The organism is Streptomyces sp. NPDC107522, assembly GCF_055657525.1.
The window spans coordinates 851,022-864,317 of the sequence record NZ_JBVKAU010000002.1 but is presented as its reverse complement, the minus strand read 5'-3'; the positions used below and the strand labels follow the sequence as shown (position 1 = coordinate 864,317).

Here is a 13,296-nt window from a genome sequence, read left to right as displayed (position 1 = left end):
TATGCGCAACTCATCGCAACTCCTCCGCTCGGGCCTGACCGTGGCAGCCGCCTCCGTTCTTCCCCTCGTCGCGGCCGCCGTTCCGGCCGCCGCGGTCTCGGGGATCTCCGTGAGCACGACCGGGTCCACGGTCTCCGTCACGACCAGCGCGTGCAGCACACCCGTCAACGGCAGCTTCGGCACCGCCTCGCTGCTGAACAGCAGGCAGTCGAACTTCGCCCAGGGCCGACAGGTCTCGCTGTCGGGGACGGCCGCACTGCAGTCGGCCGCCTGGTCCGGCGTGAGTGCGGGCACGTACACCGTCATCGTCGTGTGCGCCAACGGCACGACGGCGGGCACTCAGTCGGTCGTCGTCTCGGGCCCCACCCCCACCCGAACGATCTCCGCCACCGCCTCACCGTCGCGCGGGGTCATGGGCGGCGTGGGCGGGGGGACGAAGGACTACGGCACGCTGACGCTGGTCGGCGGCGGGGCGCTGGTGGGCGCGGGGGCCCTGGCCACGGCCTGGTACCTGCGCCGCAAGTCGAAGCCGTACCGGCTGTGACGCGGCGCATCGAGCGCTGCCGGGTCTGCGCGCCCCCTCGGTTCACGCCGTGTCGTGGCCCGGCAGCTCCGCGAACTCCTCCAGGGCGCGGGTGAGCCACTGGGTCCAGAAGGTCTCCAGGTCGATCCCCGCGCGCAGCACCAGGTGCCGCAGCCGGTCCTGCGAACTGTCCTTGCCGGGCGGGAAGTCCCGCTTCTCGATCTCCTCGTACTCGGCCAACTGCCGTCGGTGCAGGTCGAGATGGCGGCGCAGATCGGCCTCGATGCCCTCGGTCCCCACGACGGCCGCGGCGCGCATGCGCAGCAGCAGGGTGTCGCGGTGCGGCCTCGGGTCCTGGGACGCGGCGGTCCAGCGGGCCAGTTCGGCGCGGCCCGCGGGCAGGACCTCGTAGCTCTTCTTCTGCCCACGGGCCGGCTGTTCGCTCGGCAGGGTGCGGATGAAGCCCTCGGTCTCCAGTTTTCCCAGCTCGCGATAGATCTGCTGATGCGTCGCCGACCAGAAGTAGCCGATCGACTTGTCGAACCGGCGGGTCAGCTCCAGCCCCGAGGACGGCTTTTCGAGCAGGGCGGTGAGGATCGCGTGCGGGAGTGACATGGGCTCATCCTAGGGACGGCGGCCTCCAGGGCCTTCGCGGTGCCTGAACGGTCGCTACAGGCTCGCCGCCAGCTCAGTGCCCTGCTTGATGGCCCGCTTGGCGTCCAGTTCGGCGGCCACGTCGGCACCGCCGATGAGGTGCACGCTGCGGCCCGCGGCGAGCAGCTCCTCGTACAGGTCACGGCGCGGCTCCTGCCCGGTGCACAGCACGATCGTGTCGACCTCGAGGACCGTGCTCTCCTCGCCGACGGTGACATGCAGTCCGGCGTCGTCGATGCGGTCGTAGCGCACGCCCGGGACCATGGTGACGCCCCGGTGCTTGAGCTCGGTGCGGTGGATCCAGCCGGTGGTCTTGCCGAGGCCGGCGCCGACCTTGCTGGTCTTGCGCTGCAGCAGGTGGACGGTGCGCGGCGGGGCGGGCCGCTCGGGGGCGGCGAGGCCGCCGGGTGCCGTGTAGTCCATGTCGACGCCCCAGTGACGGAAGTACGTCTGGGGGTCCTCGCTGGCCTTGTCGCCGCCGTCGGTGAGGTACTCGGCGACATCGAAGCCGATGCCGCCCGCGCCGAGGATGGCGACGCGGTCGCCGACGGGTGCGCCGTCGCGCAGGACGTCGAGGTAGCCGACGACGCTCGGGTGGTCGACGCCGGGGATGTCGGGGGTGCGCGGGGTGACGCCGGTGGCGACGACGACGTCGTCGTAGGCGGCGAGGTCCTCGGCCGTGACCCAGGTGTTCAGCCGTACGTCGACGCCCTGCCAGTCGAGCTGGTGGCGGAAGTAGCGCAGCGTCTCGTCGAACTCCTGCTTGCCCGGCACCTTGCGGGCGACGTTCAGCTGGCCGCCGATCTCGCTCGCGGCGTCGAACAGCGTGACGTCATGGCCGCGTTCGGCCGCGCTCACGGCACAGGCCAGCCCGGCGGGTCCGGCGCCCACCACCGCGACGCGCTTGCGCAGCCGGGTCGGGGAGAGCACCAGCTCGGTCTCGTGGCAGGCGCGCGGGTTGACGAGACAGGACGTGATCTTGCCGCTGAAGGTGTGGTCGAGGCAGGCCTGGTTGCAGCCGATGCAGGTGTTGATGGCCTCGGGCTTCCCGGCGGCCGCCTTGGCGACGAAGTCGGGGTCGGCGAGCATCGGACGGGCCATCGACACCATGTCCGCGCAGCCGTCGGCGAGCAACTCCTCGGCCAGCTCGGGGGTGTTGATGCGGTTGGTCGTCACCAGCGGGACCGACACCTCGCCCATCAGCCGCTTGGTGACCCAGGTGTACGCGCCGCGCGGCACCGAGGTGGCGATGGTCGGGATGCGCGCCTCGTGCCAGCCGATGCCGGTGTTGATGATGGTCGCCCCGGCGGCCTCGACGGCCCTGGCGAGCGTGATCACCTCGTCGAGCGTGGAGCCGCCGGGCACGAGGTCCAGCATGGACAGCCGGTAGATGATGATGAAGTCGTCGCCGACGGCCTCGCGTACCCGCCGCACGATCTCCACGGGGAAGCGCATGCGGTTCTCGTACGAGCCGCCCCAGCGGTCGGTGCGCCGGTTGGTCTGCGTGGCGATGAACTCGTTGATGAGGTAGCCCTCGGAGCCCATGATCTCCACGCCGTCGTAGCCGGCCTGCCGGGCCAGGCGGGCGGCCCGCGCGTAGTCGTCGATGGTCCGCTCGATGTCGGCGTCGGTGAGTTCGCGGGGCGGGAAGGGGCTGATCGGCGCCTGGAGCGGGCTCGGGGCGACCAGGTCCTGGTGGTAGGCGTACCGGCCGAAGTGCAGGATCTGCATCGCGATCCGGCCGCTCTCGCGGTGCACCGCCTCGGTGATGACCCGGTGCTGCTCGGCCTCCGCCTCGGTGGTGAGCTTGGCGCCGCCCTCGTACGGCCGGCCCTCGTCGTTGGGTGCGATGCCCCCGGTGACGATGAGCCCCACTCCCCCGCGGGCGCGCTCGGCGTAGAAGGCCGCCATGCGCTCGAAACCGCGCTCGGCCTCCTCCAGACCCACGTGCATGGAGCCCATGAGGACGCGGTTGGGCAGCGTGGTGAAGCCCAGGTCGAGCGGGCTCAGCAGGTGCGGGTAACGGCTCATCGGGCCCCTCCGTGCGGTGTCGTGCCTGCAGTAGTTGTAGAGGACCGCACAGCCTTTATGCAACTAGTTGCACAAGCGGGCAGGGGTGACCCGCACCACCGTCGGGCACAGTGCCCCCATGAGCCCCTACGCCGACGTCGTCGCCCTCGCCCAGCAATTGATCCGGCGCCCGAGCCGCGCCGGCATCGACGACTACGGCCCGGTCCTCGCCGTCCTGGAGGACTGGCTCGCGGAGCGTGAGCTGCCGCATCGGCGGCTGTACGACGAGCAGGGCGGGGTCGTCGGGGTGCTGGTGGAGGTCGCGGGCGGGCGGCCGGGCCCCTGGTGGGCGCTGGACGCCTGTGTGGACACCGCCCCGTACGGCGACGAGGACGCCTGGTCGTTCCCGCCGGACTGCGGCGAGGTCGCGGACGGCTGGCTGCGGGGCCGGGGCGCCGCCGACTCCAAGCTGGCCGCGGCGATGTTCTGCCACCTCGCGGCCGAGCTGCACGGCCGCTCGGAGTCCCTGCGCGGCGGGCTCGCGGTGCTGCTCGACGTGGACGAGCACACGGGCGGTTTCGGCGGTGCCCGTGCCTACCTGGCCGACCCGGAGGCGGCCCGTCCGGCCGGGGTGCTGATCGGCTACCCGGGGCTCGACGAGGTGGTGGTCGGCGGGCGCGGCCTGTGGCGGGCCACGGTCGCTGTGCACGCCGACTCCGGCCACTCCGGGTCCCGGAGCACGACGCCGGGTGCCGTCTCCCGCGCGGCCGAGCTCGTGCGTCTGCTGGACGCCGCCCCCCTCCCGACCGCCGGCCCGGACTTCCCGCTCCCGCCGAAACTGACGGTGACCTTCTGCCACGGCGGCCAGGGTTTCTCCGTCGTTCCCGACCTGTGCGAGCTGGGCATCGACATCCGCACCACGCCGGGCTTCGACGGCCACGCCGCCGAAAGCCTGGTCCGCGATGCAGTGACGGAGCTGGACGCCCGGCTGCCCGCGCCACGGCCGACCGGGGTCACCCCGGTGGCGTCCTGGCCGCCGTACCGCCTCGAAAAGGATCAGCAACCCGCCGCCGCGCTGCTCGACGCCGCCGCCGCGCAGGGGCTGGCGGTCCGCGCGAAGACAGCGGGTCCGTCGAACATCGGCAACCTCCTGGCCGGCGAGGGCATCCCGGCCACGGCGGGCTTCGGAGTCCGGTACGAGGGGCTGCACGGCGTGGACGAGCGGGCCTGTCTCGCGGACCTGCCCGCCGTCCACGCCGTCTACCGGCGTGCCGTGTTCACTCTCCTGGGCCTGTGAGGAGCCACGCGCGCGTGGGCGTCACCGGCTTTCCAGCACCACGTGCAGCTCCCGCTCCTGGTCGCCCGAGGCCGAGGAGAGGTCGTGCACCGTGAACAGGGAGTCCAGCGTCGTACGGAGCCGTTCGATCGCCCAGTAGCCGCCCTGCGCGTCCGCCTCGACGGACGACGAGAGCCGGGCGGGCGGCGGGCACTCGTGCGCGTCCGTGACCTCGAACGTGCCGAGCCACACCATGGGGCGCGTCTCATGGAGCTGCTGCGGCACGTCCTCGGGGGCCCGGTCGGACTCGAAGCACGCGCACAGCGTGTCGAAGACGATCCGGGCGTCTTCCTTGCTGCATCCGCTGATCTCGACGGAGACGGGTTCCTCGTGCAGTCGTTCACGGTCCATCGTGATCGCTCCTCTCGTGGCCGCACCGCGGTGCCACGGGTTGCCCGCGGAACCGGACCCCAACCCAAGAAAAGCACTACGGGCGGCGGAGCACTACCGGCGGAACCAACCCCTCCGTTCCTCAGCCGCGCGTGAACCGGTACGTCTTGCTGTCGGTCAGCACGCAGAAGCCCGGCGAGATGACGATCACGCGCAGGGTGCCGGTACGACGGTCGTAGTCGATGCCCTCCGTCTCGAACCCGCCGGAGCAGGAGCTGCGCAGCGGGAGCTGGCGCAGTGCCGTGACATGACCGGTCACGTCGGAGGTGCCGGGCTCGGCGGAGAGGTCGATCCGGAGCAGCGGCTTGGTCATGCCGAAGAGGGTGCCCGCGGGGTCGTCGGAGGAGCAGAGCAGGGCCGTGGCGCTGAGGAAGTCGCAGCCCTGGATGTCACGTACGGCGTGGTCGAGCCGGATGCTGGACGTCCAGGGGAGGTTCGCCGACGGTGAGGTGGCGGGGTTGACGCCCGGTGTGGGGTGGACCAGAAGCCGGGTCATGGTGCCCCACTCGCCGGAGACCATCCACTGGCCGCCGGGCGTGATGGCGACGAAGGAGTTGTTCAGCGCTTCCCCGGAGCCCAGCGTGTGGACGTACTCCGACCAGGTCCCGTTCGGCGCCTGCACGCGGAACATCTTCGCGGTGCCCGAGTCCGCCTGGTACGGCTCGATGTAGTAGCCGTTGTAGGAGGCGTCCGGGTCGCCCACGTGGTTCCAGCCGCGGCTGCTGACCGAGACGGGGATGGTGCCGATGCCCGTGTAGCGGTTGGGGCTGTTCGCCGGGACCTCGACGGAGGTCAGGCCCTGGCTCTCGGTCAGTGGGTCGGCGCGGTCGGAGCCCACCTCCGTCCAGGTGTCGGCGGCCTGCGCGGGCGTCGCAGTGGACAGCACGGCGGCGCAGGCGAGGGCGACAAGGCCGGTGAGAGCGACGTGACAACGTTGCCGGGCGCGCAGGGCCATGGGACGACTCCTTGGGGGTGGGGGCGTGTCGGCGGACAGTTTGGCGGGCCCATGTGGTCATGTACAGACCAAGCAGGCGAACGGGGTTGTCTGATCGGACACAGTCACGCGGCCTCGTCGCGGCTTCGGGGGACGTTCCTCGCCGTGTTGAGGGATGGTGGAGGTGAGCGACCGAGGGGGCCGGGAGACGGTTGAACGCGGTAGAACTAGGGGAGTCGGCACGGGGGAACGACGTGCCGCGACAATGGGCGAAGGCGGTGCGTGGGATGTCTGCAGCCGAACGTCCCGTGCCCGAGGGCGACGAGCCGGTGCACGGTCCGGTGGGGCCGAGCGGCCTGCTCGACGTGCTGGGCGTGGCCTCGGTGGTGCTGGACGTCCAGGGGCGCATCGTGTTGTGGAGCCCCCAGGCCGAGGAGCTGTTCGGCTATCCGGCGCAGGAGGCGCTGGGCCAGTACGCCGCCCGGATCCTGGTCCACGAACAGCACCTGGACCTGGTCGTCAAGCTGTTCTCCGACGTCATGGAGACCGGTGAGGGCTGGGCCGGTGCCTTCCCCATCCGGCGCAAGGACGGCAGCACGCGACTGGTGGAGTTCCGCAACATGCGGCTGCTCGACGACGAGGGGGACGTCTACGCGCTGGGCCTGTGCGCCGACCAGACGACGGTCCGGCGGCTGGAGCGGGACGTGGCGCTGTCGACGCGGACCATCGCGCAGGCTCCGGTCGGCCTGGCCGTCCTCGACACCGAACTGCGGTACGTCTCGGTCAACGAGGCGCTGGCGCTGCTCAACGGCATTCCCGCCGAGGACCACATCGGCCATACGCCGCGCGAGCTGCTTCCGGACATCGATGCCGACGCGATCGAGGCGGCGCTGCGTGAGGTGCTGCGTACCGGTGATCCGCTCATCAACCAGCGCATCACGGGCCGGACTCCGGCCGATCCGGACCGCGAGCACTTCTGGTCCATCTCGCTCTACCGGCTGGAGGACACGGCGGGGACGGTGCTGGGCGTGGCCGGCATGGCCGTGGACATCACCGAGCAGCATCAGGCCGCCGTCGAGGCCGAGACGGCGCGGCGGCGCCTCGCTCTCATCGCGGACGCCTCCGCGCGGATCGGCACCACGCTGGAGCTGGAGATCACGGCGCACGAGCTGGCCGACGTCGCCGTGCCGGAGCTCGCCGACGTCGCGGCCGTCGACCTGCTCGAAGCCGTGGTGGAGGGCAGACGCAGCACACTCGGCCCCTCCGAGCCGGCGGTGATCCGCGCCCTGGCCGTCCAGTCCGACCACGTCACGGTGGCCCTCGCCGCCGCCGACCAGCCCGGCGAGGTCGCCCGCTACGGCCCGGACCGCCTGGTCACCGAGTGCGTGCGCACAGGCAGCCCCGTGATGGTCGCCCGGGTCGAGGAGAAGGACCTGCTGCGGATCGCCCGCTCCCCCGAGGCCGCCGTCCAGCTGGCTCGCGCGGGCGTGCACTCCTATCTGGCGGTGCCGCTGACTGCGCGCGGTGAGGTGCTCGGCGCCCTCGACCTCAAGCGCACCCGCAATCCGCTGCCGTTCAGCAAGGACGACCTGCTGCTCGCCCGTGAACTGGCCGCCCGTGCGGCCGTGCAGATCGACAACGCCCGCTGGTACCAGAACGCCCGCGACACCGCCCTCACCCTGCAGCGCAGTCTGCTGCCCAGCCATCCTCCGGTGACCGGCGGCCTGGAGGTCGCCTCCCGCTACCAGCCCGCGGGCGCCAGCGCCGAGGTCGGCGGGGACTGGTTCGACGTGATTCCGCTGGAGGACGGCAAGACCGCGCTCGTCGTGGGCGACGTGATGGGCAGCGGCATCGACGCCGCGACGACGATGGGCCGGCTGCGCACCGCGACCCACACGCTGGCCTCGCTCGACCTCGAACCGACCCGTCTTCTGGAGCACCTCGACAAGATCACCGAGGGCCTGGACCACTCCATCGCCACATGCGTCTACGCCGTCCACGACCCGAAGCTGCGGCAGTGCCGCATCGCCAACGCCGGGCATCTGCCGCCCGCCCGCGTCCGCCCCGGCCACCCGCCGGAATTCCTCGAACTGCCCACGGGAGCACCGCTGGGCGTGGGCGGCGTCGCCTTCTCGACGACGACCGTCGACCTGGAGCCCGGCGACCAGCTGGTCTTCTACACGGACGGCCTCGTCGAGACCCGGCAGCACCCGCTCGACGAGCGCCTCGACGCTCTTCTGCGGCTCCTCGACGACCCCTACCGCCCCTTGGAGGAGTGCTGCGACCTTCTCCTGCGCACTCTGCACCGGCCGGACAACTCCGACGACGTGGCACTGCTCATCGCCCGCGTGCTGACGCCGAGTTGACGGGCACGGCGCCGGCGAGCGGGTCCACGGCTCGGGCGGCCGTTTTTCACAGCTCCTGATTACCTGGTCCTTACCCTCCGCAACCGACAATCACAGCAAGGCATGGCATGGGGATGCCGGGTGCCGTGACCGACGGGAGCGAGCGGTGACACACGATCCGGATCAGGGACACAACGCCGGCCCGGAGCCGGCCGGCACGGAGTTCGAGGTCCTCACCGGACCGGGCGGCCCGGAGCGCGAGCCCGCCCGGGGTGCTGCTCTGCGCGGGCTGTGGCAGCGGCGGTCCCTCCGGGCCCGCGCGGTGACCGCGGTGGCCACGGTCGCCGTGCTCGCCCTCGGTGGCACGGTCGCCTACGCGGCGGCGTCCTCGGGCTCGGGCGGCGGGGCCACGCCCGCGGCCTCCGGCTCGGCGCCGGCGTCACCGGGCCCCGACGGCCCCGGCGGCCGGCACGGCCACGGCATGGGGTTCGGCCTGGGCGGGGGCGGCGTGCACGGCGAGACGACCGTGAAGGACCCCGACACCGACGAGTGGATCGTACGGACCTGGCAGCGCGGCACCATCGAGAAGGTCGACGGCGACCAGGTCACCGTCAGGAGCGAGGACGGCGCCGAGTGGACATGGACCGTCGGCTCGGACACCACCGTCCATCACGACGGGGAGCAGAGCTCCGGCACGGGCGATCTCAAGAAGGGCGAGACCGTCTTCCTGGTCGGCACCCGGTCCGACGAGGACAACGCCCGGACGGCCTCCCGCGTGCTCTCGGGCACCTGGAAGGACTGGAGGAAGGACGAGGACGGGAAGCAGGACCGGGGGCCGGGCGACTGGCGCGGCAAGTTCCCCGGACCTCGCCACTGGGACCGGCAGTCCCCCGCCCCCTCGGAGAGTCCTTCGAAGAGCGGCGCGTCGGTCTGATCAGGCCTGGTCAGACCTGGTGTCCGGGCTGGTTTCCGGGATCGTTGAGGCCGACGACGACGTTCGCGTACAGCTCCTCGGAGACGACCAGCCGCGCCAACAGCCCGCTGCGGGTGAAGGCGTCCAGGGCCGTCGGCGCCTGGCGTTCGCTCGTCTCGACCAGCAGGCAGCCGCCGGGTGCCAGCCATCGGGGTGCCTCGGCTGCGACCCGGCGCAGGACGTCCAGCCCGTCCGGACCGCCGTCCAGCGCGACGCGCGGCTCGTGGTCGCGTGCCTCCGCGGGCAGCAGACCGACTTCTCCGGTGGGCACGTACGGCACGTTCGCCGCGAGGATGCCGACGCGGCCGCGCACGCTGGCGGGCAGTGCCTCGAACAGGTCGCCCGTGTGCACCTGACCGTCGAAGGGAGCCACATTGCGGCGGGCGCAGCGCACCGCGGCCGGGTCGATGTCGGCGGCGTGCAGCTCGACCCGGCCGAGTGCGGCGGCCAGTGCCGCGCCGACCGCGCCCGAGCCGCAGCACAGGTCCACGACGACGGACGCGTCCGGGCAGTGGGCGAGGGCCTGTTCGACCAGGAACTCGGTACGGCGGCGGGGTACGAAGACGCCGGGTTCCACGGCGATGCGCAGCCCGCGGAACTCGGCCCAGCCCAGGACGAGTTCGAGAGGCAGGCCGGTGACGCGGCCGTCCACCATTTCGGCCAGCTCGTCCGGGGTGCGGGCGGCGGCGAAGATCAACCGGGCCTCGTCCTCGGCGAAGACACAGCCGGCGGCGCGCAGTGCGGTCACGACGGCGTCGCGTGAGAGCGGCACGGGGGACGGGGACGAGGAAGGCGAGGACGAGGAAGAAGACAGAGGGGGCATGGAGGCCGAGAGCCTTTCGGAAGCCGAAGGGTGCTCTCGCGGTCGCGCCTACTGGCGGTGATCCGCGCCGATGCGAGGTGAGAGCACCCGACCTGACACAGCGGTAATGGGTCTCACCTCCCGGGCTCCGCGACACCGGGGCTGTCCCGGCCGGACGGCCACCCTACCCCAACGATCACGTGGGCCTGCGGCCACGTACGGTTGAATGAACACGTACTGATCACGCTCGACCCGCCGGCCGTCGTCCACGGCGGCCTGGAGGCACCCCCCGCATGAACGTCACCCGAGGCTTCACCGGACGCCCACGCCTCCCCGACCCAGGGCTCCCACCAGGGCAGTACGACGCGGGCGAGGACTGGCCCGTGCTCTCCGCGGAGGTCACCCCGGACCTGTCGCCGGCCGACTGGACGTTCCGGGTGGACGGCCTGGTCGAGGAGCCGCGCACCTGGGACTGGGAGGAGGCGCACGCGCTGCCGGGATCGATGTACGAGGGTGACATCCACTGCGTGACGAGCTGGTCGAAATTCGGCGTGCGGTTCGCGGGTGTGTCGCTGGACGCGTTCTTCCATGTGGTGCGGCCCCATGTGTCCGCCACCCATGCCGTCGCCTATTCACATACCGGGTACACCACCAACCTCCCCCTCGCGGACCTGACCGGCGGGAAGGCCTGGGTCGCGTGGGAGTACGACGGCAAGCCGCTGCCCGCCGAGCACGGCGGACCGGCGCGGCTGCTCGTGCCGCACCTGTACTTCTGGAAGAGCGCCAAGTGGATCGCGGGCATCCGGCTGCTCGACCACGACGAGCCGGGCTTCTGGGAGCAGAACGGTTACCACGCGCGGGGCAACCCGTGGGAGGAGCAGCGGTACTCCGGTGACTGAGACCTTCGCTCCACCGACCCGGTTCGCCGTGCCCGGCCGGATCGCCGTCAGCAACCAGGCCGCCGCGGTCTGGCAGACCGCCACGATCACCGAGATCCGCCGCGAGACCCCACACGCCGCCACCTTCCGGCTCGCGGTGCCCGCATGGGCGGGCCATCTGCCCGGCCAGCACCTGATGCTGCGGCTGACCGCCGAGGACGGCTATGTGGCCCAGCGCCACTACTCGATCGCGTCCGCGCCGGACGACGCCGGGCACATCGAGCTGACCCTCGACCATGTCGAGGGCGGTGAGGTGTCCGGCTGGTTCCACACGGTCGCCGAGCCCGGTGACACGGTCGAGGTCCGCGGTCCGCTCAGCGGCTTCTTCGCCTGGCCCGGGAACCGGCCCGCGCTGCTGGTCGGCGCCGGATCCGGCGTCGTACCGCTGATGTCGATGGTGCGGCACCACCGGGCGCGGGGCCTGGACGTGCCGTTGCGGCTGCTGGTGTCGGCCCGCAGCCCCGAGGAACTGATCTACGCGAGGGAGTACGGCGCGGAGACGACGCCCGTGTTCACGCGGAGCGCGCCGGAGGGTGTGCCGGTGGGACGTATGGCCGCCGCACATGTGGCGCCCCTCCTGGCCGAGCAGCCTCCTGGTGGGTGGGAGGCCTATGTGTGCGGCTCCAACGGATTCGCGGAGCATGCCTCGAGGCTGCTCGTGGCGGCAGGTCAGCCCGTGGACCGCATCCGGATCGAGCGCTTCGGCTGACCGGCGGCACGTCGCGACGGTGTGCGGGAGGCGCGCGGCGTGCGGGACCCGCGAAACATGCGGGAGGCGCGCGGCGTGCGTCCGTCCAGGGTCCGTCGTTGACGATGGCGCAGAGATCGTCAGGCACGACGTGCCGTGTACGGGGTACCTGGACGGCATGCGAAGCCGGGTGCTTGGCTGGCGCTGGCGGCGCAGTCCGCTGCGGCGCCGGTCGGATGTGGTCGAGGCGTGGACGGTGGTGGCCGTGATCGCGCTGCTGTTCGTCGGCGCTCCGCTGGCCGGGGCGGTCGCGGCCTGGTGGGCCCACGACGACGCCCTGACCACGGTGCGGGAGCAGCGCGCCGAGCGCCGTCACATCCGGGCCGAGGTCATCGGAAGGGGCTCCGCCCCGCTGCCGACGGCGCAGGGCGGACGGCAGCTGCCCGCCAAGGCGACGGTCCGGTGGACGGAGCCGGCAGACGTGCCGCGTACGGCCACGGCACGTGTGCCGCCCGGGACCCGGACGGGCGACATGGTCGACGTGTGGCTCGACTCCCGGGGCCGTAGCGTCCCCGCTCCTCCCGACAGCATGGCGGTCTGGCACCAGACCGTGACCATCGGTGTCTGCGCCACGGCCGGCGCGGGCGGCTTGGTCCTCCTCGGCCACACGGTCGTCCGCCATGCCGCCATGCGTCGCCGCCTGGCGGAATGGGAACAGGAGTGGGCACGGACGGAGCCGGAGTGGACGGGGCGCCGGGCCTGACCCGTGGCGGTCCTGCGCCGAGGCGCCGACCTGTCGACCTGTCGACTGCGACGATGTCAGGACGTCCGGTCCGCCGGTGCCAGGCAGTCGAGCAGTGCGTCGAGCCCTGCGGACAGGCCTTCCGGTCCGCCCGGCTCGGCGAGGGCCGGGGCGGTCGCACGGAGCACGGGCAGTTCCTGGGACGGCATGCGGTGCAGGCCCAGGCGGAACGCGGGGTCCGATTCCTCGGGGTTGTCCACCATGGCCCTCAGTTCCACGGACACATAGCCGAGGACCCAAGCGGTGTAGGCGCGGAACACGGCGGCGGCGCGGGCGTCGTCGAACCCGGCCTTGCGGAGCAGGAGCAGGGTCCGCTCGTGATCCCGCAGGACCGCGAGCGGCCTGCGGGCGAGCGGAACGGCCATCATGCGGGTCGAGAGCAGCGGCACCACCTGGGGGTGGGCCAGGCACACGTCGTACAGAGCGCGCGCGATCCGTTGGAGCTCAGCACGCCACGGGAGTGCCCCGCTCTCGGTGGGCGGCTTTGCGCTCGCCTCGGAGCCACCGGCGAGCCGCTCTTCCAGCTCCAGGTACAGGGCCTCGACAAGGCCGTCCAGCAGGGAGTCCTTGCCGGCCGCGTACCGGTAGAGCGCCATCGCCTCGACACCGAGCTCGGCACCCAGCCGGCGCATGCTCAGAGCCGAGAGGCCTTCCCGGTCGACCAGTTCCAGGGCGGCGGTCAGCACGCGCTCACGACTGAGCCTGCCGTACCGCCCGCGGTCACTGGCGCGGCGTGCGGGCTTGTCTGCTGATCCGCCGGCCATCCGTGCCTCCCTGCCCCGCGACCGTGCGGCCGGCCCGGGGCGACAGCATGCTTTACGGCGTAAACATACCCGCCCTGGTCGCCTCTTGACGCTGCGCCACTCACAGAGGGATGATGTTTACAACGTAAATATACGCA

The 13,296-nt window shown here is 72.1% G+C and carries 13 protein-coding genes; 7 read left to right on the top strand and 6 right to left on the bottom strand.

The window, feature by feature from the left end:
- Position 1: 1 nt before the first annotated feature.
- Entirely contained in the window at positions 2-544 is a 543-nt protein-coding gene (locus tag ACZ7L6_RS09160) for a hypothetical protein (RefSeq protein ID WP_471921435.1), read from the top strand.
- Between the two features lie 42 nt (positions 545-586).
- Here the strand turns inward: ACZ7L6_RS09160 and ACZ7L6_RS09155 are convergent, their stop codons facing one another.
- Together ACZ7L6_RS09155 and ACZ7L6_RS09150 are read right to left on the bottom strand one after the other, a co-directional pair.
- Positions 587-1,138: a PadR family transcriptional regulator gene (locus ACZ7L6_RS09155; protein ID WP_471921433.1), complete on the bottom strand. Its 552-nt coding sequence runs from the start codon at positions 1,136-1,138 to the stop codon at positions 587-589.
- Positions 1,139-1,192: 54 nt separating this feature from the next.
- Positions 1,193-3,208, bottom strand: coding sequence for an FAD-dependent oxidoreductase (locus ACZ7L6_RS09150; protein ID WP_471921431.1), 2,016 nt, complete (start codon positions 3,206-3,208; stop codon positions 1,193-1,195).
- Between the two features lie 118 nt (positions 3,209-3,326).
- Here ACZ7L6_RS09150 and ACZ7L6_RS09145 point away from each other — a divergent pair, with 118 nt between their 5' ends.
- Positions 3,327-4,484 carry a M20 family metallopeptidase gene (locus tag ACZ7L6_RS09145; protein ID WP_471921427.1) on the top strand — a complete coding sequence of 386 codons (1,158 nt, stop codon included), beginning with the start codon at positions 3,327-3,329 and terminating at the stop codon, positions 4,482-4,484.
- Positions 4,485-4,505: 21 nt separating this feature from the next.
- Here ACZ7L6_RS09145 and ACZ7L6_RS09140 read toward each other — a convergent pair whose 3' ends face one another.
- Both ACZ7L6_RS09140 and ACZ7L6_RS09135 read right to left on the bottom strand, forming a co-directional pair.
- Positions 4,506-4,874, bottom strand: coding sequence for a hypothetical protein (locus ACZ7L6_RS09140; RefSeq protein WP_471921423.1), 369 nt, complete (start codon positions 4,872-4,874; stop codon positions 4,506-4,508).
- 121 nt (positions 4,875-4,995) lie between these two features.
- Positions 4,996-5,868 carry a hypothetical protein gene (locus ACZ7L6_RS09135; protein WP_471921421.1) on the bottom strand — a complete coding sequence of 291 codons (873 nt, stop codon included), beginning with the start codon at positions 5,866-5,868 and terminating at the stop codon, positions 4,996-4,998.
- Between the two features lie 266 nt (positions 5,869-6,134).
- On the opposite strand from ACZ7L6_RS09135, the gene ACZ7L6_RS09130 reads away from it, so the two are divergent.
- Together ACZ7L6_RS09130 and ACZ7L6_RS09125 are read left to right on the top strand one after the other, a co-directional pair.
- Entirely contained in the window at positions 6,135-8,213 is a 2,079-nt protein-coding gene (locus ACZ7L6_RS09130; protein WP_471921419.1) for a SpoIIE family protein phosphatase, read from the top strand.
- 145 nt (positions 8,214-8,358) lie between these two features.
- Positions 8,359-9,126, top strand: coding sequence for a hypothetical protein (locus ACZ7L6_RS09125; RefSeq protein ID WP_471921417.1), 768 nt, complete (start codon positions 8,359-8,361; stop codon positions 9,124-9,126).
- A 10-nt stretch (positions 9,127-9,136) separates the two neighbouring features.
- On the opposite strand, the gene ACZ7L6_RS09120 is transcribed toward ACZ7L6_RS09125, so the two are convergent.
- Positions 9,137-9,988 (bottom strand): putative protein N(5)-glutamine methyltransferase, encoded by an 852-nt coding sequence (locus ACZ7L6_RS09120; protein ID WP_471921415.1) that lies wholly within the window; start codon positions 9,986-9,988, stop codon positions 9,137-9,139.
- Positions 9,989-10,260: 272 nt separating this feature from the next.
- On the opposite strand from ACZ7L6_RS09120, the gene ACZ7L6_RS09115 reads away from it, so the two are divergent.
- The 3 genes from ACZ7L6_RS09115 to ACZ7L6_RS09105 all read left to right on the top strand — a co-directional run bounded on the left by ACZ7L6_RS09115 (position 10,261) and on the right by ACZ7L6_RS09105 (position 12,356).
- Positions 10,261-10,866: a sulfite oxidase-like oxidoreductase gene (locus ACZ7L6_RS09115; protein ID WP_471921413.1), complete on the top strand. Its 606-nt coding sequence runs from the start codon at positions 10,261-10,263 to the stop codon at positions 10,864-10,866.
- On the top strand, positions 10,859-11,614 hold the full coding sequence (locus tag ACZ7L6_RS09110; RefSeq protein ID WP_471921410.1) for a ferredoxin reductase: 756 nt from the start codon (positions 10,859-10,861) through the stop codon (positions 11,612-11,614). The genes ACZ7L6_RS09115 and ACZ7L6_RS09110 overlap by 8 nt, the downstream gene beginning before the upstream one ends.
- Positions 11,615-11,771: 157 nt before the next feature.
- A complete protein-coding gene (locus tag ACZ7L6_RS09105) occupies positions 11,772-12,356 on the top strand; it encodes an Rv1733c family protein (protein WP_471921408.1) in 585 nt (194 codons plus the stop codon).
- Between the two features lie 56 nt (positions 12,357-12,412).
- Here the strand turns inward: ACZ7L6_RS09105 and ACZ7L6_RS09100 are convergent, their stop codons facing one another.
- On the bottom strand, positions 12,413-13,159 hold the full coding sequence (locus ACZ7L6_RS09100) for a TetR/AcrR family transcriptional regulator (protein ID WP_471921406.1): 747 nt from the start codon (positions 13,157-13,159) through the stop codon (positions 12,413-12,415).
- Positions 13,160-13,296 lie beyond the last annotated feature (137 nt).

Coding starts and splice junctions, on each gene's coding strand:
- ACZ7L6_RS09160 (WP_471921435.1), top strand. CDS start 2: ATGCGCAACTCATCGCAACTCCTCCGCTCGGGCCTGACCGTGGCAGCC.
- ACZ7L6_RS09155 (WP_471921433.1), bottom strand. CDS start 1,138: ATGTCACTCCCGCACGCGATCCTCACCGCCCTGCTCGAAAAGCCGTCC.
- ACZ7L6_RS09150 (WP_471921431.1), bottom strand. CDS start 3,208: ATGAGCCGTTACCCGCACCTGCTGAGCCCGCTCGACCTGGGCTTCACC.
- ACZ7L6_RS09145 (WP_471921427.1), top strand. CDS start 3,327: ATGAGCCCCTACGCCGACGTCGTCGCCCTCGCCCAGCAATTGATCCGG.
- ACZ7L6_RS09140 (WP_471921423.1), bottom strand. CDS start 4,874: ATGGACCGTGAACGACTGCACGAGGAACCCGTCTCCGTCGAGATCAGC.
- ACZ7L6_RS09135 (WP_471921421.1), bottom strand. CDS start 5,868: ATGGCCCTGCGCGCCCGGCAACGTTGTCACGTCGCTCTCACCGGCCTT.
- ACZ7L6_RS09130 (WP_471921419.1), top strand. CDS start 6,135: ATGTCTGCAGCCGAACGTCCCGTGCCCGAGGGCGACGAGCCGGTGCAC.
- ACZ7L6_RS09120 (WP_471921415.1), bottom strand. CDS start 9,988: ATGCCCCCTCTGTCTTCTTCCTCGTCCTCGCCTTCCTCGTCCCCGTCC.
- ACZ7L6_RS09115 (WP_471921413.1), top strand. CDS start 10,261: ATGAACGTCACCCGAGGCTTCACCGGACGCCCACGCCTCCCCGACCCA.
- ACZ7L6_RS09105 (WP_471921408.1), top strand. CDS start 11,772: ATGCGAAGCCGGGTGCTTGGCTGGCGCTGGCGGCGCAGTCCGCTGCGG.
- ACZ7L6_RS09100 (WP_471921406.1), bottom strand. CDS start 13,159: ATGGCCGGCGGATCAGCAGACAAGCCCGCACGCCGCGCCAGTGACCGC.